The sequence below is a fragment of the Paenibacillus sp. FSL M8-0212 genome (assembly GCF_038004645.1).
In the GTDB taxonomy this organism is placed as follows: Bacteria; Bacillota; Bacilli; order Paenibacillales; family Paenibacillaceae; genus Paenibacillus.
Map to the genome: position 1 here is coordinate 6,043,358 of NZ_JBBORP010000001.1, position 25,719 is coordinate 6,069,076.

Annotated in this window: 20 protein-coding genes; 2 read left to right on the plus strand and 18 right to left on the minus strand. The window is 43.9% G+C overall.

From position 1 onward, the window contains the following. Positions 1 to 183: 183 nt before the first annotated feature. Positions 184 to 528 carry a winged helix-turn-helix transcriptional regulator gene (locus tag MKX68_RS26405; protein WP_074095086.1) on the plus strand — a complete coding sequence of 115 codons (345 nt, stop codon included), beginning with the start codon at positions 184 to 186 and terminating at the stop codon, positions 526 to 528. A 723-nt stretch (positions 529 to 1,251) separates the two neighbouring features. Here MKX68_RS26405 and MKX68_RS26410 read toward each other — a convergent pair. From MKX68_RS26410 to MKX68_RS26470, 13 genes are all read right to left on the minus strand, one after another. Beyond that, positions 1,252 to 2,214, minus strand: a complete 963-nt coding sequence (locus MKX68_RS26410; protein ID WP_340914695.1) for a sensor domain-containing diguanylate cyclase — start codon at positions 2,212 to 2,214, stop codon at positions 1,252 to 1,254. Further along, a complete protein-coding gene (locus tag MKX68_RS26415) occupies positions 2,207 to 2,842 on the minus strand; it encodes a chemotaxis protein CheC (RefSeq protein ID WP_074095083.1) in 636 nt (211 codons plus the stop codon). The genes MKX68_RS26410 and MKX68_RS26415 overlap by 8 nt, the downstream gene beginning before the upstream one ends. Continuing rightward, the gene (locus MKX68_RS26420; RefSeq protein ID WP_338594755.1) at positions 2,832 to 3,206 is read right to left on the minus strand and encodes a response regulator transcription factor; all 375 of its coding nucleotides are present in this window, start codon (positions 3,204 to 3,206) and stop codon (positions 2,832 to 2,834) included. The genes MKX68_RS26415 and MKX68_RS26420 overlap by 11 nt, the downstream gene beginning before the upstream one ends. A 283-nt stretch (positions 3,207 to 3,489) precedes the next feature. Continuing rightward, complete coding sequence (locus MKX68_RS26425; protein ID WP_017688457.1) at positions 3,490 to 4,392, minus strand: carbohydrate ABC transporter permease; 903 nt, start codon at positions 4,390 to 4,392, stop codon at positions 3,490 to 3,492. 12 nt (positions 4,393 to 4,404) lie between these two features. Then, positions 4,405 to 5,370: an ABC transporter permease gene (locus MKX68_RS26430; RefSeq protein WP_084174602.1), complete on the minus strand. Its 966-nt coding sequence runs from the start codon at positions 5,368 to 5,370 to the stop codon at positions 4,405 to 4,407. A 112-nt stretch (positions 5,371 to 5,482) separates the two neighbouring features. Continuing rightward, complete coding sequence (locus tag MKX68_RS26435; RefSeq protein ID WP_074095082.1) at positions 5,483 to 7,138, minus strand: extracellular solute-binding protein; 1,656 nt, start codon at positions 7,136 to 7,138, stop codon at positions 5,483 to 5,485. Between the two features lie 139 nt (positions 7,139 to 7,277). Next, positions 7,278 to 8,819, minus strand: coding sequence for a response regulator transcription factor (locus MKX68_RS26440; RefSeq protein WP_340914696.1), 1,542 nt, complete (start codon positions 8,817 to 8,819; stop codon positions 7,278 to 7,280). Between the two features lie 13 nt (positions 8,820 to 8,832). After that, the gene (locus MKX68_RS26445; protein WP_340914697.1) at positions 8,833 to 10,614 is read right to left on the minus strand and encodes a sensor histidine kinase; all 1,782 of its coding nucleotides are present in this window, start codon (positions 10,612 to 10,614) and stop codon (positions 8,833 to 8,835) included. Between the two features lie 4 nt (positions 10,615 to 10,618). Beyond that, entirely contained in the window at positions 10,619 to 11,734 is a 1,116-nt protein-coding gene (locus MKX68_RS26450) for a response regulator transcription factor (RefSeq protein ID WP_340914698.1), read from the minus strand. Between the two features lie 348 nt (positions 11,735 to 12,082). Next, complete coding sequence (locus MKX68_RS26455; RefSeq protein ID WP_339783910.1) at positions 12,083 to 12,922, minus strand: formylglycine-generating enzyme family protein; 840 nt, start codon at positions 12,920 to 12,922, stop codon at positions 12,083 to 12,085. A gap of 134 nt (positions 12,923 to 13,056) precedes the next feature. Beyond that, the gene (locus MKX68_RS26460; RefSeq protein ID WP_338594745.1) at positions 13,057 to 13,692 is read right to left on the minus strand and encodes a glycoside hydrolase family 11 protein; all 636 of its coding nucleotides are present in this window, start codon (positions 13,690 to 13,692) and stop codon (positions 13,057 to 13,059) included. Positions 13,693 to 13,763: 71 nt separating this feature from the next. Beyond that, positions 13,764 to 14,537: an alpha/beta hydrolase gene (locus tag MKX68_RS26465; protein WP_339783912.1), complete on the minus strand. Its 774-nt coding sequence runs from the start codon at positions 14,535 to 14,537 to the stop codon at positions 13,764 to 13,766. 41 nt (positions 14,538 to 14,578) lie between these two features. Further along, complete coding sequence (locus MKX68_RS26470; RefSeq protein ID WP_340915517.1) at positions 14,579 to 15,697, minus strand: SGNH/GDSL hydrolase family protein; 1,119 nt, start codon at positions 15,695 to 15,697, stop codon at positions 14,579 to 14,581. A gap of 454 nt (positions 15,698 to 16,151) precedes the next feature. Here MKX68_RS26470 and MKX68_RS26475 point away from each other — a divergent pair, with 454 nt between their 5' ends. After that, positions 16,152 to 17,294, plus strand: a complete 1,143-nt coding sequence (locus MKX68_RS26475) for a glycosyl hydrolase family 8 (protein ID WP_340914699.1) — start codon at positions 16,152 to 16,154, stop codon at positions 17,292 to 17,294. Between the two features lie 218 nt (positions 17,295 to 17,512). Here MKX68_RS26475 and MKX68_RS26480 read toward each other — a convergent pair whose 3' ends face one another. From MKX68_RS26480 to MKX68_RS26500, 5 genes are all read right to left on the minus strand, one after another. Beyond that, positions 17,513 to 19,171, minus strand: coding sequence for an ABC transporter substrate-binding protein (locus MKX68_RS26480; protein ID WP_445671093.1), 1,659 nt, complete (start codon positions 19,169 to 19,171; stop codon positions 17,513 to 17,515). Positions 19,172 to 19,192: 21 nt separating this feature from the next. Continuing rightward, complete coding sequence (locus MKX68_RS26485; protein ID WP_338594730.1) at positions 19,193 to 20,122, minus strand: carbohydrate ABC transporter permease; 930 nt, start codon at positions 20,120 to 20,122, stop codon at positions 19,193 to 19,195. A gap of 27 nt (positions 20,123 to 20,149) precedes the next feature. Beyond that, positions 20,150 to 21,004 (minus strand): ABC transporter permease, encoded by an 855-nt coding sequence (locus MKX68_RS26490; RefSeq protein ID WP_036671100.1) that lies wholly within the window; start codon positions 21,002 to 21,004, stop codon positions 20,150 to 20,152. A gap of 275 nt (positions 21,005 to 21,279) precedes the next feature. Next, positions 21,280 to 23,631 carry a helix-turn-helix domain-containing protein gene (locus MKX68_RS26495; RefSeq protein WP_340914701.1) on the minus strand — a complete coding sequence of 784 codons (2,352 nt, stop codon included), beginning with the start codon at positions 23,629 to 23,631 and terminating at the stop codon, positions 21,280 to 21,282. Positions 23,632 to 23,923: 292 nt separating this feature from the next. Further along, positions 23,924 to 25,627, minus strand: a complete 1,704-nt coding sequence (locus MKX68_RS26500; RefSeq protein WP_133384773.1) for an RICIN domain-containing protein — start codon at positions 25,625 to 25,627, stop codon at positions 23,924 to 23,926. Between the last annotated feature and the right edge of the window lie 92 nt (positions 25,628 to 25,719).

A 25,719-nucleotide genomic window follows, 5' to 3' on the forward strand; every position in this document is an offset into this window, starting at 1 on the left:
GATATATTTATTTAGCTTGCTAACTATTCAATCGAGATAACAATAATTATTCTTTCACACTTTAGGTAAACTAAAATTGTTTTGGTGTTGACACCATCATAGGTGTATTTGTTTTGTTAGCAAAGAGGGCAATTTAAATGAACATAGTACATCTTTTTGTACCTTTGGATCGGAGTGATATGAATGAGAGTTTGCAATGAAGGATTTGAACAAGAATTTATAGATGGAAAAAGTGACATGTACGCCATAGCTTTTACTCAGAATGTCCTTTCTGGGCGTTGGAAATATTTTATCTTATGGTACCTAAAAGATGAAACACGTCGATATACGGATATCAAAAAATTCCTTGGAGATCTGTCTCAAGGCTCCCTTACAAAGCAGCTTAAAGAGTTAGAGAATGATGGTGTTATTCAACGCGATGTATATCCGGAAGTTCCTCCGCGAGTTGAGTATTCGTTAACAGACAAGGGAATGAAGTTACTACCGATCCTTGAAAAGATGGAGGACTTTGGCAAAGAATACGGCTAAGCAACTTAAACTAGGCTTCCACATTACTTATCTTTGTTAAAGGGGTGATGATATGTTTTTCTTCTTTTTCTTTCTGTTGCTTGGAATGATTGGTTTATTCTTTGGCGTTAGAGCACTGAGACGACCTAACTCGTGGCCTTTTAATCGTACGAAGGATGAACTCCATAAATATGATATGATGGGCATCAAGTTTAGAGGCGTTTTTCTCCTTGCTTTTGGTATTGTTCTGACTATCGCCTCTTTCCGGCTTCTACTTATTTAATAAAAACCAAAAAAGCCGCTAATAAAGCGGCTCTCAATCGGGCCATACTCTGGTCCCCTTTAATGTTGTCGTGTCAACATTAACTCTATGGTTTAATACTAGCTTGCTGGCCATCAGGAGCAACCGACTTATCGTTCGTCTTCACACCCCTGCGCTTCTTGTAACCTTTAAATATGAAATACCCCACTATGATTATGATAATCGGCATTCCGTACAGTAATAGAATATAGAAACTGAAAAGCAAAAGTGCGACTATCGCACCATCTATCTCGTTCAATCTGCGCACTCCTTTATAAGTATCACTGGCTATTTGATTACTACATTACATAATAACTACTCTCTCATCTTCATATGTAAAAAAATATTATTGATAGGAGAAAACGTATTTTTTCTTATGTTAATTATGTACACAAATAAAGTTGCTATTGTAGCAACTTTATTAAAAGGCATTTTTAGTTTTCTTATGCATTTTCAGGTTCATAAATTCCGTAACCATTCTTGCCATTCTTTTTAATCTTGTACATGGCTCCATCCGCATGTCTCAGAAGTTCGGAAGGCTCCTGTCCATGCTTGGGAAATAGGCTGATACCAATACTCATCGAAAGGTTGATATAGTTTCCGGCAATTTTGAAATGGGTACTGAATGCAGCTTCCAATCTTTTAGCGATAATTTCAGCATCGTGATCATCTTTCAAGTGGCTTAAAATGATGAATTCGTCCCCGCCAAGCCGTGCTACTGTGTCCGTACTTGGAATCGTTTCGCTTAATCGCTTTGCCATCTCCAGCAACACTTGATCACCAACATGGTGTCCATATGTATCATTCACTTGTTTAAACCCATCAGCATCCACAAACATAATGGCAAGTTTATTATGGTTTCTTTGAGCATGACTGATAGCCCAGGCAAGACGGTCATTATAAGCAAGACGATTAGGCAGACCTGTAAGTGGATCATGCAAAGACAAATGTTTGCTGATTTTCTCGGAGATTTTGATTTTGGCGTACTCCGTCTCCAGTTCTTTAATCAGATTTTTAAGTTTATATACCCGGGTGTTTGTGTTTGTCATGTCAGTAATCTGAATAAGGGCATAACTGCGATCTTCATGATAGAGCGGTTCAACATGCATATTTTGTCTGTATAGTTGCCCATCCTCTCCGTCATTAGGAAGAATGAATGCCTTATGTAAAGCGCTTGAGCAAAATCTGCTCTGTCCATGATACAGCGCATTTTGCAAAATATTTAGATACATGTTCGACTTAAACCGCGGGCAGACCTCAAGCAGATTCAAGCCTATTACCTCTTCTGAATTTTTGCCAGTAAAACGTTCCAACCAGGCATTCCACACAACAATTTTCAAATGTCTGTCCACGATCATTATTCCCATATGGGCTTTGTTCAAAGCTTGCGAAATGAGATTATCCATTGTCCGCCTCCAACAAAGCGTCCATTTTGGCCAGCAGACTCGATATGGAGTTCATACTTAATGCTATAACAATGATACCTGTCACATCCGTATCGGCAAGTAAAAATGAGGTATGTAAAACCAGGACATAGACTTCATTCTGAAGCAATATTTGTTGATCGGAATTGGTGACATAGATCAGTTCAATATCAGGCAGGACGTATTCCAGTTTCATCTCCAGGAAATTACCGAATTCTCCAATAATGGCGTTAAGCAGGACATTACTAACTTCCTTCAAAACGTCCAAATCCGTGTCCATCAGGTTCGGATCGTTTGGTATAACGCTCTCACCCAGTTCTCCAAGACATATGTTTGCCAATACTTTAGCCTGCTCAACAGGAAACATCAGAAATGCTTTTCCCTGAAATTCGTATCCAAACTGTAAGGATGATCTAAACAGGTGACCTTCACTGAAGAAAATGTTGTATCTTCGATCTCCAGGATCAACATCGGATATGGAGATTAGTTCCACTTCCGGAATATTTAAAACGATACGCTTGTCTACAATCTCTGACAACATGTTAGCCGCTTGTCCCACGTAAACGTTCACAAGTTCAGTCAGCAAATCCTTCTGTAAATCATTCAGCATGATAGGCCGCCTGAATCAGTTGAATCATGGTAGTTGCCTTCTCTGCGGTTAACGGTTTGTTCAGGAAGCCAGAAATGCCCAGCATTTCAACTTCATCCCTAGTTGTCTTCTGAATATCTGCAGATAAGATAATAATTTTGACTTTGCTATCCGTTTCTCGAATCATTCGAAGCATTTCTTGTCCGTTCAAACCAGGCATCAGCAGGTCGGTGGTTATAAAATCAGGTTGAAATTCCTTGAATAGGTTGTATCCTTGCTCTCCATTGTTAGCAATCTGAATCTCGCATTCTGGAATATGATCAACAATCAGCTTTGTAAGTAATTTCTGTACGAAAATGGAGTCTTCCACAATTAATACTTTCATTTTCTCTTCAGTCTCCTTGATAAAATGGTAAGAGCTCGGGATGGTCAGGCGCTGTGGACAGTTCTTGATATAGGGCTTTCGCGCGCAGTGGCACCCTGAAAAGAGACTGACTGGTGAATCAAGTAAATATAAATTATAGTAACTTTAATTTAATTGTCAACAACATTATTGAATAAGTTAGATTCGTGTGCAATTGACATACTACGGCCCGCCGTTTAAAAAAACATAAAAAAACGGTCACCTAGTGACCGTTTTTGATCGGTTATCTGGAACTGCATTAAGTTTACTCTTTTACCCCTCCAAGCTGCAAGCCATGAACGAAATACTTCTGCAAAAATGGATATACGACTAAGATGGGTAATGCGGCAACAATCGTAATCGCTGCCCGAATAGATACAGGTGTGACCATGTTACGCGCAGCGCCAAGATCTGCACCATTGGCAACGGCTGCACTGCTGTTGGAATTCATAGAAGATGATAATAGTTTCATCAACTCATATTGCAGCGTGCTCAGGTTTTGTTTGGAAGATGCATACAGAAACGTATCAAACCAAGAATTCCATTGACCGACTGCTATGAACAGTGCAACAGTAGCCAGAACCGGTTGGCACAGTGGTAGAATAATGGAAATGAATGTTCTGAAATCTCCAGCACCATCAATTTTGGCAGATTCGATCAATCCCTCGGGTAGTGTCTGGATATAGGTTCGAATAACAATCATATTAAAGGCACTGATCAGCCCAGGAATAATGTACACCAGGAAGTTGTTTAACAAATGCAAATCTTTCATTAGGAAGTAAGTTGGAATAAGACCTGCACTAAAATACATCGTAAGAACAACTGTAATGGTAATGGGCTTTCGTAATATATAATCTTTTCGGCTTAGTGTGTAAGCCAGCATGGAGGTTAAGAATAGACTTAAAACTGTCCCCAAAACCGTTCTCGCCACAGATATACCAAAGGCGCTGAAGATGGTCCCTCCTGCAAATACTGCTCTGTAGTTTTGATCTGTCCATACCCGAGGCCACAGATAAATCCCACCCCGGATGGTGTCATTACCGGCATTGAATGATACGGCGAGTGTATTCACAAACGGATACAGGGTAACAATCGCGATTGCGATCATCAGTATACCATTTAACGTATGGAAGACAATCGGTTCAAGCCGAGATTTATTGATTCCCATCTCTAGTCCCCCTTATATTAATCGGTCTTCCCCGAGCCGTTTGGAAATTGAATTCGCCGCAAAGATCAGCGTGATACTAACTACTGTTTTGAAGATACCTGCCGCAGTAGCCAAAGAATAATTCCCGATCTGTAGTCCGTATTTCAAGACAAATATATCTATCGTCTGTGACCAGTCGACAACCACACCATTACCTAACAGATACTGAACCTCGAATCCAGCTTCCAAAATCCAACCCATATTCATGATCAGCAAAATGATAACAATGGATTTGATTCCGGGTAAGGTCACATACAGCATTTTCTTATATCGGTTCGCACCATCAATCTCTGCCGCTTCATAGAGGGAAGGATCGATAGACGTGATGGCTGCCAAATAAATAATGGCATTCCAGCCAACTTCTTTCCATACATGGGATGCGCCTACAATGCCCCAGAAGTATTCCGGAACGCTAAGCCACATGATAGGTTCTTGAATGATATTCAGCTTCATGAGTACCACATTCACAATCCCACCATCTACAGATAGTGAACTTGCTACGATACCTGTCACAATAATCCATGAGAGAAAGTGAGGTAAATACGATATTGTTTGAATGGTTCGTTTATATAACTTATGTTTGATCTCATTAAGTAAAATGGCAAATATAATGGCTGTCGCAAATCCGAGTACCATATTGATGACGCTCATCGCAATGGTATTACGAAGCACGTTAAGAAATGCATCGTCTGTTAGCAAAAACTTAAAGTGTTTGAGCCCGACCCATTCCTGCTGGGTGAAACTCTTCGCAGGACTGTAATTCTGAAAAGCCATAACCCAGCCCCAAATGGGATAATACGAGAATACGAGAATGTACGCAACGATGGGCAATGACATGAACATGAGTTGTCTTTGTCCGCGCAATCGTTTTAACAGTGGTGCTTTGGTAACGACTGTACGGGTAGTTTGCTCTGGTATGGCTCCAGGCGTGTTCGCCATCTTTCACTCCTCCTATTGGCTTGCAGCGACTTTAAGCATGATGTCCTCGGAAGGCACTCGCCTGAGTAATCCTTTGGTTGGTACCTTCCGAGAGAATCATTGCCGCATTTTTTTATTTAACAGACCAGTTCTCGATTCTCCATTTCAGTTGGTCATTAATTCGATCTTCATAGGATTTGACATCGATTTTCTTGTAAGCGTCTACATATTCAGTCCAAATGTTATCGAACTCATCCGGTTTGGACATGATTGCTTTAGGCAAGAATTTCAATGAAGTGTCTGTCATTTGTTTGTTCGCTACCGCAGCATCAGAGCCTTCTTTCAGATCGACCTGCCAAGCTGGATAGTACACTGGATTCTCTGGTGCAGGAGAGAAGAAATCACTCCACGTTTTGAAGCCATATGCATCCAAGAGTTCTTTATCTTCCGGTTTGAGGTTGTCATAGAATTCCTCAGGTTGGTTGATCGCTCCAATTGCATTGCCATCTTCAAATGTTCCTTCGAGCTTTGGTGCAGCAGCGTAGAAACCTTCAGCTTTGTTAACCAACCTCCATGCCGGGTCATCCTGCTCTGTCCGTTGCTCTGGTGTACGATAGAATCTTCCCTCTTCATTCACTTGATAGTCTACACCCTCTTCACCCCATGACAAGAGCTTCTGGTACTTCTCGTCCATAAGCTTATCGAGGAATTTGATGAGTGCGACAGGGTCTTCGGCATCTTTACTGATACCAAAACCATTGTTTAAGTTAATGACCGGACGATCCAGATAATGATCTGTGATACTTGTATCATAGACAAGCGGGAAGCCTACGTATGTCTGGCCAATTTTCCCCTGTGCTACGAGTGGGTCTTCGCCGGCTTGGAAATTCCAGTGCTGGTCGAACATACTAAGCACACGTCCCGAAGAAATTTTGGCCAAATATTGATCATAGTTCTGAACAAAGGCTTCTTTATCCAGCAATCCCTCATTATACAGATTGTTTAGTTCTTTATAATACCGTTTGGAGATATCTTTGTCGGCAAAAACGGTTGCGACTCCACTATCATCTACGACTACGCCCCCGTCATTGGGGTGACCCGTAAGATGTTCAGGTGGGTTAAGCAAAGGGAACGTCCGCCAGTCTGAAGCCAATGTAGTGAAACCAATCGTCGGTTGACCATCAATCGTTGGATTCTTGGCTGCATAATCACGGATCAACTTTGTGAAATCATCCAACGTTTTAGGAGTCGGGTACCCGGCATCCTTCAGTATGGACTTTTGAATCCAGAATGCAGGACCAGAATAATAGTTACTAATGAACTCCCCTGTATACACACCATAGTTAGGCAACCAGTAAATATGTCCATCACTGGAGTCTTTCATCCGGTTCCAGTCTTTACCGAAATGTTTCTTCAGATTAGGCGCATGCTCTTCAATGAGATCTTCGAGCGGTATAACCGCACCGGCTGATACCAATTTGGTATCTGCTGTGATCAAGTCAGGGAAATCGCCACCGGCAATCATAACGCCGAGCTTCTGTTGAAGATCACCCACAAGAAACTCCATCTCAAGATTAACGCCGAGTTCATCCTGGATCTTCTTGTAGATTCGGTTATCTTTAGCTGGCGCCTGATTTGGCGTTCCGATAAAGGCCGTGATATTCAGTACCTCTTTCCCATCCTTTGTAGTCGTTTTCTCATTGTCACCGCTGCATCCTGCAAGTGCCAAACTCAAAGCCAGAACGAGTGATACGGAACCCCAAAGCTTCTTTTTCTTAAGTCCCCCCATGTACTTGCCCTCCTTGGAAGTGGTATGTCTTACTGTTTTTAGTATGAAGAAATGTATGCGGTTACAAAATATATACATTTAAGGTCTACCCCCCTGTAATTGTAGGTCTTATTCAGGAGGGGGTCTTCTTTTTCATGGATCAATTCGCATACTTTTGCCTGTATTCTAAAGGTTTCATGGCTGTTCGTTTTTCAAAGTGTCTGAGAAAATGCTGGTAACTGCGGTACCCTACCTGCTCTGCAATCGCACTTGATGTTTGATTCGTCTGCTGGAGGAGACGCTTCGCTTCTTCCATTCGCAGATCATGTACTACCTCGATGACACCCTTGCCGTACTTTCGTAAAAAGGACTGTCCTAAATGGACTGGATTTACGTAGAATCGTTCTGCAAGCTCCTGAATCGTAAATGTCTCTCTGTAATGCATCTGCACATATTCAGCAACCGTCGCCTGAATGCCTCCAAGTTGCCTCTCCCGGAAAATAGCCAGTTCTGCCTTGCATTGCAAACAGAAATGTTCCAGATTGTTAGCAACCTTTTCTATATTTCGATGGCCCTTCTCCAGAATTCCGCTTGCCAATTCGTTCATTAGAGCATTAGGTTCTCCTCCTAATTCTCTACACAGGGACAGTCCGCGGAATATAATGTGAGTAGAGAAAATATGTACAATCTCTGGGGCAGCCTTCATCTGTATAAACATTTCAAAGGCACCACGAATGGAACTCGAGAGTTCCTCTACAGAACCGTTTTCAAGCAATTCGCTAATATGGTCCACCTCTGACAGTGTTTCCGGATCAAACTGCCAATTCTCCAGCTGAATTTCTTCGGCAATCAAAAGACGCTCTTGATTAAAAAACAAATAACGCCCAACTTCCTGAGCGGAGCGGAAAGATTCAGATAAATGCTCCAGTTTGTTGACCGTTAAACCAACCGCGATATGAATATCTTCGCAGCCGTTATTTTGCATGTTGCTCATCAAACGTTGGGCAAAGCCTTTAATTGCTTCAGACTTCTCATTTCTATCATTCAAATGCTCCCCCCATATAAGCCCCAATGAGTCTCTTGTTTTGTCTATCACATAACAACAAGTTGTTACATCACCCGTTTGCTCGGCTACTGAACAGGCTTCCTGAATATCTCCCTGAAAAGCTATCCGCAGGTATGCCCAATGGGACTTGTTTAAATGAGGAAGGATTTCTGACATCTCCTGCTCCGATATATTCTGCTTATCCTTAATCAGTACGGACAAAAATGCTTTGATCCTTTGCTCGTTTGCCTGTTCCCGAATGCGCTCCTGGTTCTCACGCTCCTGCAATTGCACACGGAGACGGACCAACATATCCTCTGCTTCTGTACTGTCAACGGGTTTGGTTAGATAGTTGGAGACACCTAATCGAATAGCTTGTCTGGCATAATTAAAGTCACTGTATCCACTCGTGATGACAAACAGCACAGATTCATGATCCAATCGTCGTGCTTCTTCTACGAGTTCCAGCCCATTCATGACAGGCATACGAATGTCTGTCACCACGAGATCAGGTCGATCTTGTTCCATCATCCGAATGGCTTCCTCACCGTTGGCGCACACACCTCTGATTTCGAAACCATACTTTTCCCAATTGATCAGAAGCTGTAACCCTTCAATGGCATACGGTTCATCATCGACTAACAGTACTTTATACATGAGAGTTTACCTCCTATTTCCTCTGTTCCAGCTTGGAGATCGGTATACGGTACCCTGCAATGGTTTCCTTTCCGGGTACACTGCTTAGATCAAATATCGCATTTCCTTCATAAAAGAGTTCCAACCTGCGGTAGACATTACGGAGTCCTACGTGCTCGCCGTTCCTGGGTCTTTCAGAACGAATATCTCGCAGGAGTTCGGTTAGTCTCCCTGCATCCATACCGATTCCATTATCGATCACCTGAATCACCAGTTCAGAAGCATTTCGTCTCGCCGTTATCTTGATCTCTCTTCCATTTTTTCGCGCCTGCAAGCCGTGTTTGCATGCATTTTCAACGAGCGGTTGAATACTCATGCGGGGAATGAGCAACGAAACTGCATCAGGATCAACCTGAAAGGTGTAATCAAACAGCTCTCCAAAGCGAAACTTCTCAATCTGGAGATAAAGATTCGTAAATTCCAGCTCTTCTTGCAAAGGAATCAGATTGTCAGAATGACTGAGCAACTGTCTCATCAGCTTGGACAGACTTTTAATAATCTCAATTACTTCCGTATATCCATTCTTCGTACTAACGACCAGCAAGGCATTTAATGTGTTAAATAAAAAATGGGGATTCATCTGACTCTGAAGCATGGACAATTCAGTCCTTACTTGATCCAGCTCCAAATCTTTTTGACGGATTTCCAGTTTATATACGTCATTAATCAGCGTATGAATTTTGCCAATCATGATGTTAAATGTACGAATAAGCCCGCCAATTTCGTCGCGGCCTTCGTGAATTTCAATCAGATCGAATCGTTCATTGCGAACCTTCTCCATATGTCTGGATAACTTGCGAATCCGATAGTGGTAGGAACGCAAAATAATGTAGATCAATACAGAGGGGACCACGATACTTAATGCGAGCAACCCCAGAATTGATTTAAAGGCTTCTTGCAAAAGGTGGTCAAGGTGACGCGTATCGGCAACTCCAATCAATTTCCAACCCTTTAGGTAGGCTAGATTCCCCAACGATTTTTCGAGCGTGTAAGCAGAATCTCCAGATTCCTTAAGCATTGATTCATTATCAAGGGGGGATAAGTCGGTTTCGCTGAACTCCCCACTTGAAACGACAGTTCGATTGTTGCTGTCCACCAGACGCAGCTGAAGACTGTCTGATTCACGATTTAAAATGCTGTACACCCGGCTAAGTTCCAGATCAATCTTGGAATACTTGTTGTAATTGGCATAGGAAGTATAGGTATCCATTTTGCCAATCACACTGATTCTTCTTCCCGCGTTAAATCCGGATGGCTCAATATAATCAACGACAAGAATGCCTCCACTGGTGGATTTCAGCTGTTTCAATCCAGGGAGTACATTCTTGTCTTTCATCACGATATAATGACTGCCCGTCTGAATGGTATCGTTGTCCGTATAGATACGCACCTCCAGAATATTCGCTGACATGTACCGTGTTAATTTATCTCGCAGGAATGCATGGTAGACGTTGTAATAATCCACGGGGGAGTGATAGGTCCGATCCAGTGCCTCATAGAGCGAATCGTCTGCTGCAATAATTCGGCTCAGGGCAACGCTCTCATCAATCATGCCTAGCAGTTCCCCCGCAGCCCTGTCGATGGATTTACGCAGATTTTCCTGTTCTCTAATCTTGATATCCGCAGAGGTTCGTTCATAAAAGAAGATATTAATCGTTATTACAGGAAGGAGAATACTAAGTACATAAATAAGCAGAAATTTGGATCGGAGAGGAATATCATTAACCTTACTGAACATCCAGAATTTATGACGCATATAATCACCCTTGGTTTTTGTTTTTATAGACTGACGGAAGCTCTCCTGTATGCGCTCTGAACTTTTGGGTGAAATATTCAGCATCATGATATCCTAGCCTGAATGCAATGTCAGTGATCTTCATATTGGTACGTCGCAGGAGTTTACGGGCCTCCTCAACACGAAGCTGGTGCACATAGTCACTGAAACTGACCCCCATCTCCCGCTTGAACTGTTGACCCAGGTAGGCAGAATTAACGTGAATACGATTAGCCACATCTTGTAATTTAATTTTACTTCGATAGTGTTGCTTCAATTCATTCACTGCTTCTGCAACAAGCCCTCCTGTACCCGTCTTTTGCTTCAATTCAGACTGGGAAAGTTGCTCGGACAGTCGAACACACAGATCTTGCAATGTGCCGGAAGACCAACTCACAGCCTCATGCCATTCTTTTGCACATAGTATTTCTCTGCAATCCTCTCTTTTTCCATATTTTCGTAGCAACTCCCCATGGATATATCGAATGACATGATGTATCCATTCCAACGAAACCTCTGCTTTTTCACTTTTCTCTAGCAGTGCACTCACTGCAATATCGATAGAATACGTATTTTCTGCCTCAATAAACGCCAAGATCTCTTTGGAGATGTTCATCATTTGCTCTAAATCATATTCTTCGCTTATTCGATATTCATGAAGATGATTTTCATAGGCTTCATCTGTAACCATGACTCCATTTTTCTGTTTTTGCTCATTTCTGCGTTTGTCCAGAGGTTCAATCATTTCCATAAGGATTTGATGAATCTCCTCGGGAACAAGAGGTTTAAGCACATACTGATCGACCTGATACCGTATGGCTTGCTTTGCATAATTAAAATCCGAGTATCCTGTAACGATAACAATTTTAGAGGTGTAGGCGAGATCTTCTCGCAAGGTGTGAATCAAACCAAGACCATCCATAACAGGCATTTGAATATCCGTGACGACAAGATCCGGTTCAACCGAGTTGAATAAAGCAAGTGCTTCCTCCCCATCCGTTGCAGTTCCGCAGAGTTCATATCCACAAGCTCGCCAGTCAATCATCGTTCTCCATCCTTCTAGCATAAATGGCTCATCATCCGCGACAATGACCTTGTACATTAGCTCACCTCTCTTTTATCCTTGATCAGCTGCATGTATTTTATCTATATCTATGGGTAGATTCCAGTTGCTGTGAAAACGCTAAACAGCAGAACAACAGCAGGATTGTTGTCTGCTCGCACAACTTGGAGAACAAATTTTCCACCAGTCTCATCGTCAATAATCAATAACATAGGAAATGGTTTCATCAGACCGTACGATTAGAACGCTCCGATTGTAGCGAAGCGCCGGATAACAATTCAAGTGTAACGCTTACATTTTTGTACAACAACCTGATAAACTATAGGTTTTCACCCGACAAAGTATAGGTTTAGCTCAGAAGTAATCTACTGTCAGGAAAAAGATTTTTCATTCTCCACGTACAATACGGAATCCTTGATCGGGACCAAAACCATTCGCATCAAATTTGCCTCGAAATGATATTTCATTGTTATTAACACCGCCGATCCAGCCTCCGCCTTTCACAACTCGCCAAGTTTGATTTGGACTCTCCGAATCACTGTACCAGTCCCAGCACCATTCTCTCACATTCCCAGACATATCATAGATTCCTAACTCATTCGCCTTCTGAGTTCCGACTTTTTTGGTTTGATTACGGTTGCTCTCAATAGCGGGCCAGCTCCAGTCACCCGTCAGAATGTTGTCGCCGGCATTTATCCAGTACCAAGCAACTTCATCAGGATTATTACTTCCACTGTATGTGTAATTTAAGCTCTTTTGCCCTCCGCTTGCAGCGTATTCCCATTCTGCCTCTGTGGGTAAACGGTAACCGTTGGCATCCTCGTTGATCGTTACATTCCATTTTATATTGTCGTTTTCATTCTGATTATTCGTGTCCTGGTTGTCCTTGTCTATATTGTAATAAGGTTTCAGGTTTTCTTTTATACTTTTTTGATTACAGTATTCCACTGCGTCATACCAGCTGACCATTTCAACAGGCAGGTCATCTCCCTTGAAGCCAGAAGGGTTTTCCCCCATAACCTCCATCCATTCTTTTTGAGTTACTTCGTATTTACCAATATAGAAGGAATCCAGCGTTTCATTCCTATCAATCTGACTCGGCTTACTGCTCTTGAAGGCTCCCCCTTCGACAAATACCAGGTCATCGTTTAATTTGGTATTACTTGCTGAACAAGCACTTAGACTAACAACTATAGCGATTAAAGTTAACCATACCAGCTTCCTCATTCAATTATTCTCCTTTGCTAAGCTTAAATCCGGCAACGTCGAGGTCCGTTAGATCTGGTGAATAACGTTCCTCAACGCTTCCGGAAAATTGAATTCAAATGCAGGTGCAGACGTTGAACTGCATTACATCATTTTTACCAAACTGTCACGTTTGCGCTTCCGCTGCTTTGATAACCTTCTGTTGCCATCACCTGGTAAGACCAGCTGTTGCCTAAGTACATCCCTTTGCTCGCCCATGCATTCACATGATTACTGAACGTGATGGTAGAATTGACTCCGATTGGTTTCTTGGACTGTCTAACACTCCAATACTGAGGGAAAGTCTGAGTACCATCAATGGAAGGTGCATTGTATCTCATCGTTGTATAGATGTCATATGTGCCGCCATCACTAGTCATCGAGCCCTTATACGTTCCAGTCGGACGATACGTTCCCCAGCTATCCACCACGTAATATTCAATTAGAGCGTTTCTGGTCCAACCATAGAAAGTGAGATAGCCGTTACCTGAAGGAGAGAATACGCCGGCATTGTAATTGACCACTCGATTAGGCGTGCCATATGTCCACCCTTTACCGACAACGAAGTTACCTACATTCTGCCAGTTTACACTATAGTTCCCTCCTGATCCGTTAACAGCGTTGACCGTTCCTCCACCATCTGTCCAATTTTGCCAATAATCTGTTGCAGCGCTGGATGTTGCTGCAAAGACACCAAAACTCATGGAAGCTGCGAGAACAACGGTCATTAATTTTTTGCCAAATTTGAACATGGATGATACCTCCTGATATTTTAATAGATTTGGTTGATGCTACAATCCGATATGAATGTTTTTCAGCAAATTCACTTGAAAAGACGTTGCGAAAACAGATACAGATCGTTCTTCCACACGGGCCAATCATGTCCTCCACTTTCCTCATGCCAAATGTGGGGTACTCCGTGTTGAGCCAAATATCGGTGAACCCCAAGACTAATCTCAATAAGATTGTCCTGTACACCGCAAGAGATCCATAACAGCGAGAGTAATGAAGGCGCTTTCGAAAGATCGGGCACAAGTAACTCCGGACTTCTGGTGTTTGGAGCTGCGGAGAAAGCACCGATCCATGCAAAATGGTCTAGATTACTTAATCCGATATTTAAGGATTGACCTCCGCCCATGGATAAACCAGCGATCGCCCTTTTATCCCGGCTTTTATGCAAAGGGTAGTTCGACTCCATGTATGGTATCAAATCGTTGAGCAGATCGGATTCAAACCGTTTAAATGCTTTGATTTTCTCAGGTTCAAACAGGTCTCCTTCGGCTCGGTCATTCGACATTGCGCGACCGTTGGGGAAAACAATAACCATCGGCTCAAGCAAGTTATCGTTGTACAGATTATCGAGAATAATTTGCGGAGAACCGTGAGTATGCCATTCGGTTTCGTCTCCACCAATACCATGTAAAAGAAAAAGTACAGGATACATCGTTGTCGAAGAAAATTCTGGTGGGGTGTACACCATCGCTTTACGGGAATTGCCAACCGTGGTGGAAGGATACTCTACCGTCTCCATGACTCCACGTGGTATATTCTCCCGATACTGGTCATATCCCGTTACTGCTGGTGAGATCAATTCCATTCTCTTTTCCTCCGAACATATGAGTGACTATCAGTCTTCAGTTAATCCACATAGCCAAAACCCAGAATGGTGAAGCATTTATGTTCGTGACTTTCCGCCATTTCGATCTCGATGGAGTGCTCCCCCACATGCTCTTCGTTAACCAGAAGTGTGGTATGGCAATGGGTCCAGTTCACTTGACGCGGATCGACCTTTTGGACGAATACCCCATCTACCTTGATATGTGCGGTTCCGAATTCGTCGTTACCAGAATCCTTGAAGATCAGAATGAGGCGTTTGCACTGCAAACTTATCCGAAAGCTGCTCTGATCCTCTTCTCCCTCTCCTGTACGCATCCAGTTGTTGGGGAACTGAGGTGTACCATAGTCATGAGCATCCATCTCAGCCATCTGCAGATCCGTGTCTGTTTTACAAAAAGAGCCTACATCGATTCGGGCAATATTATTGCCGTTTTTCCGATCCAACAGCTTCACATTAACAAATTCATTTCCAATTAGCGGAGCTTTTTCAATATCATGATCTTTCTCATCCCACTCAGAACGATTCGTCACGTCGAACAAATATTCCAAACAATCGGCCATAATTCGATGCCCTATGTTAGTTGGATGATATATATCATGGAAAAATTGCTTTTTGGAAATAACGTTGCCTTCACCTTTTGTCTTGTTGAACTGATCTACGACAGCATCTTTCACACTTACCATTGGCAGATCATAATGCCAGCCTACCGGAGCGAGACGATCCTGTAGATTCCAGTCATTTTCGAATACACTGAATAACAAGATGACCGCTGGCTTGTTATCGGCAGTAAGTGCTTTGAGTACCAGACTCTCATAACATTTACCTTGGGTTTCATCATCTGCGTCATTGACCGCGAATTCGATTATGACAATATCCGGCTGAACGGCACCTCCCCTCAGCACATCCCGATCATAACGTACAATCCCCAGTTCTGAAGGAGTTCCACCCACACCTGCTTTAATCAGATGAATCGGACTATCTTTTGAAAGCGCAAACATAAACTTGAACGACTCATACGACCGATAAGCGTAACTTTGGAGATGAATAGGTACTGCACCAGCACCATGGGTAATGGAGCCTCCAATATAAGCGATAACGACAGGTTCGCCGTTTTTTGCCTTCTCAATGGCTCGTTTAATCTGACATTATTTCCTTTGTTCAGAAGAGATCGGCCAATCATGTCGCGATATCCATGTGATTCAAAATCAATTGCGGGCTTGACTGCCGACGCTGTCACTCCAACTGGATCGCGCGGTGCAGTGAATTCCGTGTTTTCACCTGCATCTCCTGAATCCTGGAGCATAAATCATCATCACATCCTTCCGGTTAGATTCTGACCATCCTCAAACAACATTTAAAGGATCACAGCTTGTATTATTATTAGATCAGATGTGATCCTTCTCCCAAAGTGTATCCCTTACATAATTTTACAACAACCTGACAAAGTATAGGATTTTAATTAATATATCATTTTAAGTTGAGTACAATCACATGCAGATCAGAACACCTATAATTTTTCATGTAAACGCTTTAATTTGTATAATATTTCCATGTTATAATTTTGAAAAACCGCATTAATGAAGGAGGATACTCATGAATATCACGGGTCAAGGCGCGTGGGATACGGGTACATATACAAATCTGTTTTTGAAGCTAGGCTACGATGAGCATGAGATCACGAATAGATTGGAAGAAACATGGAACGAGCTATTTTATGGCGATGAAAATACTCGAATATATTACCCTATGGGTGAGGACAAGGGATATTTGCTGGACACCGGTAATCTCGATGTTCGATCCGAGGGCATGTCCTATGGCATGATGATGGCTGTTCAGATGGACAAAAAGGAAGAATTCGATCGAATCTGGAATTTCTCCCACACGTTTATGCAACATACCGAGGGTCGATACAAAGATTACTTCGCTTGGCATTGCAAACCTGACGGTACCCGACTCTCGCAAGGTCCTGCACCTGATGGTGAGGAGTTTTTTGCCATGGCGCTTTTTTTTGCTTCCAACCGCTGGGGCGATGGCGCTGAACCTTATGATTACAAGGCACAAGCCCGCAAGATCCTTCGTGCATGTATACATCAGGGCAAGAACGGCGAAGGTGACCCGATGTGGGACCCGGAAACGAAACTGATCAAATTCATACCAGAAACACCGTTTAGCGACCCCTCCTACCATCTGCCTCATTTTTATGAACTATTCGCGAAATATGCGGATGAAGAAGATCAGTCTTTTTGGAAAGAAGCGGCGTCTGCTAGTCGGGCTTATCTGTATACAGCCTGCCATCCCGTAACCGGACTTTCACCTGAATATGCGAACTATGACGGCTCTCCGGCTCCAATACAGCCGCATGGTGATTTCAGACATTTTTACAGTGATGCCTACCGTGTTGCTGCGAATATAGCGCTGGACTGGGAATGGTTCCGCAAGGATCAATGGCAAATCGATCAATCCAATCGGATTCAGTCCTTCTTCAGTGATATTGAAATGTCCGATTATCGTCGTTATACCATTGAGGGTGAACCTTTTGACGAACCTTCACTGCATCCTGTAGGTTTACTGGCTACCAATGCCATGGCTTCACTGGCTGCGGACGGTCCACATGCTGACTCGTTCGTTCGCAAGTTCTGGAACACACCTCTGCGTCAGGGAGAACGACGTTATTACGACAATTGTCTGTATTTTTTCAGTATGCTGGCTCTAAGCGGAAGATATCGCATGTACTAAACAGATATGCACGAGCCGTTGTATCTGTCCTGCGAACGTTTGGCCTGCAGGACAGGTTCAATCATAGAATTTTAAGAAGGATGCATTGAAATTTACGATTTAATCTATATCAATAAAAAACGTTCCCGGCTCGCATATGTTGATTGCGAACCGGGAACGTTTGGGTGTGCAAATACAGACATTAACTTTTCCCGCTCTGTATAATTCAGATACTTTAATTATTTGGAAACAGAAGAAGTATCATAGGAAGACTGCATAATCTCCAGATATCGATTAATGTTCAGTCCCTCCAGGCCTTTCACATATTCATCCCAATCCTTATCCAGACTTTTGGCGCCTGTAATAAATTGCAGGGCGTTCTGATCGATGTAATCCTTGAGATTGGTCTGCATCATGCTGGCTTCATCAGCTTGGGACGGATCTACCCACAATGCCCAATGAGGGAAAATCTCTTTCGGTTCCTTGCCCTCCATTAACAATGTCGCCTCATAGAGACGTCGCTCACCACCATCATTGGCATAGATGTCTGTCCCCTGTACTTCGGAGTCCCGATATGCCTGATAATGATTGTACTGACTCAATGCAGCCCAACTGTCATTACGAGGTTCTTCTCCAGAAGGAAGCGGAATGGCTTTATATAACGGCTCTATCTGATCATTGAGCGCCACTTCTCCTTCTTGTGGTTTGCGCCAGCTTACGCCCTCTTCTCCCAGATATGACGCCATGGTTCCTTCCTGGGTATAGATATAATCCAGCAGCTTTATGGCGGCGATCTGCGTTTCCTCACTGGCTTTGTTTGTCAGTACAAAGGACGCTCCGGGATCAATCGGATAGTTGTACGTAGCATAAGCAGCATAGGGTCCCTTCAATGGAGGGATGGGATTGTAATCATTCCCGTAAGGTGAACCTTCGGCAGTCGTGACAAATAACGATGGATGCATCGCTGCTCCTGCACCAAGTAGCTGTGCATCGGCGTTATCACCGATTTTTTTGAAAGCACCCACGTTTTGAGTAAAGGCTCCCGGATCAATTAACCCTTCATCGTACAGGGATTTAATATAGGCAAGCCCTTCTTTCCACTCCGGTTTGTTCACTACGGTCTCCACTTTCCCCTGATTGACAATGAGATAATTCCGATCGTCGTCATAGATAAAACCGTTCATCAAGTACGGAATAATGTGCACACCGAAATTTTCAGTCGAACCGCTTAGCGGTACTTCGTCGGCTTTACCGTTCCCGTTCGGGTCTTTCGTTTTAAATGCCCGAAGCATTTCCTTAAATTCTTCTGTCGTCGTGGGTTCGGTCAGGCCCAGTTGTTCCATCCATTTGGTGTTGACCCACATCTTGTTTGGGTATGAACAGTGAAAACATTCATTCAGCCCCGTCAGACCGTAGATATTTCCGTCTGGAGCGGTGTTCATGGCCCGATAATAGTCATTGCTTTCAAGCACTTTTTTAATATTGGGGGCATACTCATCAATCAGATCATTCAGCGGCAAAATAACCCCCTGCTGACCAAACTTCAACAAGTCTGTCTGGGAGAAACGATCTACCCAAGGGATGAGCAGATACAAGTCCGGGTAATCACCGGAAGCCAGTGAAATCTGTCTTTTCTCCGCTGCACCGTCGAATGGAACCGTAGTCCAGTTGAACTGAATATCAAACTTTTCTTCCATTTTCTTCGTGAATTTATTAGTGGACAGGTTGGTATCCGAACCCTGGTGGGCAAACACATTAATGGCCGTCTTGCCTGATGGATCGCTGCCTTCCCCGTTCCCTTTATTAGAACTCGAGCATCCGGCAAGTACCAACGAGGTAAACAGCATACAGGCAAGAATGATGAATCCCGCTTTTCTCAATACAATCCTCTCCCTCATGAATAGTAGAAAAAAATGAACTTATCCTTTGACTGAGCCAATTAGCATACCTTGCACGAAATACCGTTGAACAAAAGGATAAATGATTAGCACTGGTAAGCTGGCCATCACAATTAACGAGTACTTCATGAGTTCAGCCATTTGCTGCTGTTTGATCATTTCCGATGCATCCATGTTCCCCGTACTGCTGTTCAGAATAAGAATACTGCGCAATATCAGCTGTAGCGGATAGAGCGACTGTGATTTCAAGTAGATGAGGGCGTCAAAGTATGCATTCCACTGACCGACGGCGTACATAAGTGACAACACGGCGATAATCGGTTTGGCGAGTGGCAGGATAATACTGAAGATAAACCGGATGTCACTGCAGCCATCGATGTCTGCTGCTTCGGACAACTCTTCCGGTATCGAATTCTGAAAAAAGGTACGGGCAATGATGACTTGCCATACCCAGACGGCATTGGGAATCAGCAACGCCCAGCGGGTATCAATCAGCCCCATGGTTTTGACCACCAGATAAGTAGGGATCAAACCGCCTGAAAACAACATGGTGAAGGTAATAAACATCATTAACGAGCTGCGGCCAACAAACGATTTTTTGGATAATGGATAAGCAATCATAATGGTCAGTGCCACGCTGATGAAGGTGCCGCAGGCTGTATAGAAAAGGGAATTGGCATAGCCGGTAAGGACTTGATCATTGCGCAATACAGACTTGTAACCGTCAAACGTCAGGTCAATGGGCCACAACCAGACTTTTCCCGAGGAGACGGCAGCTGGGCTACTGAGCGAAGAACTCACAATATAGATCAAGGGATACAGCACGGCAATCAGCACCACAGTCAGCATGAAGTAAACAACCGTTATAAATACGCGGTCTCCCCAGGATTCACGAATCGTACTACTGCTCTTGATCCGCGAACGACCTGCATTTGTCTGTGTGTTAGGCATGGGTTGGTTCTCCTCCTTTCGCTCCCGTTACCATAAGCTTGTATTTGACAGTCGCTTGGCGACCGCGTTTACGATTAATAGCAGAATCAGGTTAATCACCGAGTTGAACAGGCCAACTGCAGTAGCGAAGCTGTAATTGGCGTTCAGCAATCCTATTTTATAGACATACGTGGAGATGATCTCCGAAGCAGACAGGTTGAGCGGATTTTGCAGCAAATATATTTTTTCGAACCCAACAGCCATGATATTCCCTACACTCAGGATCAGAATGATGACGGCTGCCGGAAGTAGTCCGGGCAGATCAACATTAATGATTTTCTGTATTCGGTTGGCTCCGTCCACTTTGGCGGCTTCATACAGGGATGGATCAACACCTGCCAGAGCAGCTAGATATATCACAGCGGAGTACCCCATTCCCTGCCACACATCGGAGAATACGTAGATGGATCGAAACAGTCCAGGCTCACCGAGAAAATTCACCGCTTCGAAACCAAGGGCACCTGCAATCGTGTTGACAATACCCAGCCTAGGAGACAGAAAGAGCATAATGATGGAGACCATAACAACGGTAGAGATGAAATATGGAGCATACGTCACCATTTGTACTGTTTTTTTGAATCGTATGTTTTTAATTTCGTTCAGCGCCAGCGCCAGTAATATAGGAATCGGGAAACCAACGATCAGGCTGTAAAACGAAATGTAGAGCGTGTTCTTGATCAGCATAACAAACGCCGGATTTTTAAAAAGCAATTCGAAATACTTGGTTCCGGCCCATGGACTGCCCCAGATCCCCTTGATGACGTTGTAATCTTTAAATGCCAGGACCGCATTCACCATGGGTACATACTTGAAAATAATAAAGTAAGCAATCGGTGGCAGGATCAGCAGATATAGCTGCCAATGTCGCCTCCAGCTTCTGGATAATGCTTGCTTCAAGGCAAACGCTTTACTTGGTTTCTTTACGGACTTTGATTCACTGGTTATTGTGGTTCTCAGAATCATCCCCCCATTCTTGGCTCCCAATCGTGCTGAACTCCAGCTCAATTTGGTAGCGCTTACTTTTTGAGTAATCATAAGATTGCGCTGGGGATGCGTAAAGGTACAGTTACGCTGAGAAAGTACAAAAAGCGAATATAGTTCCCAAGAAACAGCCTACATTAACCGCTATGAACGTCCATTTTCCGAAATACACTCGGAGAAATGCCGCGTACCCGCTTGAAAGCTCGGCGGAATGAATGTGCACTGTTATACCCGGTGGCCTCCGCGATCTCGTCAATGGTCTGACCAGTGGAGTGCAACAAGTTCGAGGCAGCATCAATGCGTACCCGTTCTACATAATCGGAAAGATTCTCTCCCGTGTGTTCTTTGAACAGTTGGGATATAAACTTCTCGGACTTGCTCATGTGCTCGGCAATCCGGTAAATCGTCAAGTTTGCATCCCCATAATTATGTTGGATAAAACAAATCATTTCGTTTACAGTATCCGCATGTGCTCCTGCTCTTCTTCTCTGGAAATCACCGCAGATGTCTTCTGTTAACCGTTTGAATTTTGCCCGCAGCGAAGTAATCGTTTCTGTCATCTGAATGGATGTCAACCGAGATTTATAATCCTCCAGCAGGGAGGCATCCAGCTTGAATTTGGGTTCGTCCAGCTTCAGAAAAGTCCCCTTCAGCTCCATGATGAACTGCTGTGTCATCTCGTAGGACAGTTCCCGCTCCTCTAAATTACGAAGAAATAATTGGTCCAGAATACGTATCGCCTCTTCAGGCTCACCGACTTTGATCGTGTTCAGCAAGCGCTGTTCAGACTCAATCGGATAATAGAACATTTCATTTTCCTTCATCGTATCTTCAAATCTCACCAGATGATCTGTTCCCATATGAATGGCATAATCCAGAGCTTGTTTGGCTTCGTCAAAGGAACGTCCTGCATCATTCCAAACCTCGTAAGCTGCACCTGTGCCAATTGTTGTAGATATCCGATGCTCCCGGTAGATTACTTCCATCAAGCTGTTCAGCTCTTTTTCACATCTCCCTATAGCTTCATTCAGTTGGTTCACATCCACTGGACAGGCAAAAGCGATCTGGTCTGTTCCCCAATCCGTGATTAGCAGCTGCGCATTCCACTCTGTAAGTACCTGTTTGATGAGCAGCCTCGCGACACCCAGTTCATGGATAGTTTCTTCACTGTCCAGATTGGCATATCCGTTTACCTTCACTAAGCCTGCCAAGCCCTTGCTGCTATGAAGAGAAATGTGCGCCTGGGATGATATAACCTCCAACTCAAGTGAGGTATAGACTTCTCCGGTTAACAAACGTTTGATAAAACCGTCTCTCAATAACGGAATCTGCTCATTCATGGCGTTTTTAAGTGAGTCATTATTAGCAATGAGATTGTTAATATGGCTTGCCAAAAAATCATATTCATTGCCCCGTTTGCCTGAGGAATCGGTGATTTGTTCCCGAAAAGAGGCCAACAATCTGTATACGGGTGCACTATTCCGATAGGCCAGAACCAGCCCGAATAACAGTCCCAAGGCAATGGTTGCCAAAGTAAAGACCAGCGTGACTTGTTTGATTGGGTCCGCTTTTGTCATGAGTGCTTTCTCTGGAATCCCTGCCATGTAATTCCATCCATTTTGACTGGACTGTATCGATATCAGCAGCCGACCATCACTTCCAGGCTGTACGTTCTGCACGTTTAGCTCCGTTTCCGCAGCGTTATCTTCTCTCTGGCGACTCTGTGCCATTTGCTCGGCCTCGGCCTGTTCAATACCAAGGGAGAAAATGATCTGCCCTTCCGCATCGGTGACGAGAGTCCAGCCGCCATATTGATCCACAATATTTTGAGTAAGGCTGGCCATCTGATCCTGATCAATCATGACACCAATCGTCGCTTGCGGTTTGTTGAAGCTGTTCAAAGGCAGAGATTGCAGAAACGTAATGGCGGGAACGTCTGCAAGCACAGTGCCGAGTATTTCACGTTTATAGTTTCGAAGCGGTATGATTTCATTAAAGTGAGGCTGTTTGAGAATTTGGTTATGCCATTGCTCATACGACATACCATCCAGCTGATTGGCTGCATAATAATGCTCCGGACGATAATACACAGTTCTTGGTGTGATGATGGCATTGTAGTTGGGAATGTGAATGAAGAAATGGGACAAGTAATCATTGGTACTGCTGTACATGGAGAGGCTCCGCTGCATACGGTTCATACCGTAGACATTGTAGAGATCACGCGGCTTCGGGCCAGCAATTAAATTTTGCAAATCGGGATTGGCGGCAAGCTGTCTGGTAAAGGCTTCAACTTGAAGAAGATTTCGCTCAATGATCTCCTTGCCAAGACTCAGCGACTTCAAACTGTTCTCGATGGAGCTGGAACGTGCTGCTTCAATGGAAGCTCGGTAAGAGGCATATCCCGCAATTTGAGGAATCATCAGGATGATGAGATACGAAATGAGGAATCGGCGGAACACGGGTGAAAATTTGGACCATAGGAGCTGCATATGTACCCTCCCTTTTTTATCAAGCGCTTACATTTCTCTGTGATAAGGTAGCTGTTCAATGATACACCGGGCATTTCTTCCTGGTGAAGGTACAACTTCTTCCTTATGGTACATTTACATACTGTAGCGTACAATGCTTGCTTGAAAATAATTGTCAGTCTGCGGGTTAGCGCATAAAAATAGTTGTATCTTACCTTGGCACGGCTTCCATCCCAAAGTATCAAAAATAAACGCAAAAAACCTCCCCAAGACATGGAATGACTTGGGGAGGTTTTTGTTTAACGTTGTGCTATTAATTGCTAACGGCAACAAATTTCCATTGTTGGTTTGTTGCACCTGTGTAGGTGTTCTGCTGCAACTTGGCACCATCCGAAGTCGAAGCGTTCGCCACTTCAATCGCTTTATTGCTGTTCACGTTGATGATACTCCAGTATCCGTTTCCAAGGTCATTCACTTTAAAATGCTGAGCGGTTGTGTTCAGATTGCTCATGAGCTGGACCACTTCCCCATTGGTGTTGGTACCGTTGCGAATGTCGATGACTTTGTCCGGTGAGTTCACACTTGTCAGTGTATAGTTACCGTTGCCGATCGAGGTCAGAACCCACTTCTGAGGGTTGCCGCCCAGATCACTCCATTGCTGGAGCTGAAGATTGTTTTCGTTTAGACCACCAGGGACATCAATAACCTTGTTGGAATGCCGGGCTACAATTTTATAGGTTGCACCGGATACAAGACCTGTTGTTGGTCCACCTGTTCCACTGCCCGGGTAAGTCTGAGCACGTTCATGGTACCAGTTAAACAGGAATCGTCCCATGGCACTCCGTGAAGCATCTCCATCCCATTTCAGTCCAGCCGTTGGGTCGGCAAAGGAGCTTCGTGGTCCTTCACTTAGAATGAATCCGTTCATATGAGCTGCAATGCTTACATTGCCTGCTGCGTTGAAGATTGTTTTGGTATTGGTACCAAAACCTTCATTGCTGCCATTAAACAAGTTCCAATAGGCCGAATCGCCAGGTTTGTTTTTGAACCAGGTTACCTCGGTAATGTTAATCGGATATTTGTCAGCGGCTGCCTTCACGTTGGTATTCCACTGGTCTTGCAGGATGGAGAAGTTGTCATATGCGCCATAACCAGGGTACCAGTGAACCGCATACCCATAGTTGTTGAGCGGATCAGTCAATGGATGGCTTGCCGTCAAGCTGTAAAATTGGTTGTATCCCAGACCTGCCGCCCAGATAACGTTGTCCGCACCTTTGCTGCGAATTGTTGAAATCATGGAATTTTGGAAATTACGCAGGTCATTCCAGTGATCCACAAAATCATTTTCCCCGTTGTATCCACCCCAATGTCCATTCGCATAGGATTTCACTGGTTCGTTGATCAGTTCGAAGTGAACGTTGTCTGCACTTTTGATCTCCGGGCGTGAAGCGAGATAACCCCAGATTTCGTTGAATTTTTGCAGGTTGGCAGGTGTTGTTGCCTGATCATCCTTCAATGTGAAGTCCAGTCCCAAGACAACATAGACACCTTTTGTTTTGGCATATTGAATGTACGGAATAATTACATTTTGCGTAACGGTCTGCACACCGGCAAAGTTATATGTACCAGCAGCAACATCTCCCATGTCCTGACGATCGATGAACAGACGTACCTGATTCATATTCCAGCCATGATTGCTTCCGTACTTCGCGCTGGTGTCCGCAAAAGTATCGGTAATGTCTTTCAGATAAGCCAGTGTAGCTGCATGACGGTTATTGCCGTGCAGATTGAGATAATAATTGCTGTCCTGATACGTCCAGTAGGCACCTGAGGGTTGATGCCAACCGTTCAGTAGCACAGGCTGGTTGTTGCTGTTCACCAGGTTTTTGCCGTTTACGTGCAGCTTGCCCATCGGCATGCCCACCCATGCTTCGGCACGGCTGCCTCCCCATGGAGCAATTGTGATCAATAAAGCCAGAATGAGTACAAGTTTACAAGATGTCATGAACTTCTTCACTTTAATTCCTCCTGATCTGATATATTGCCTTGCAATAATGCGAATATGCTCCGTCAGAGTATCTCTGATCAAACAGATCGCTCAGGTCGGCG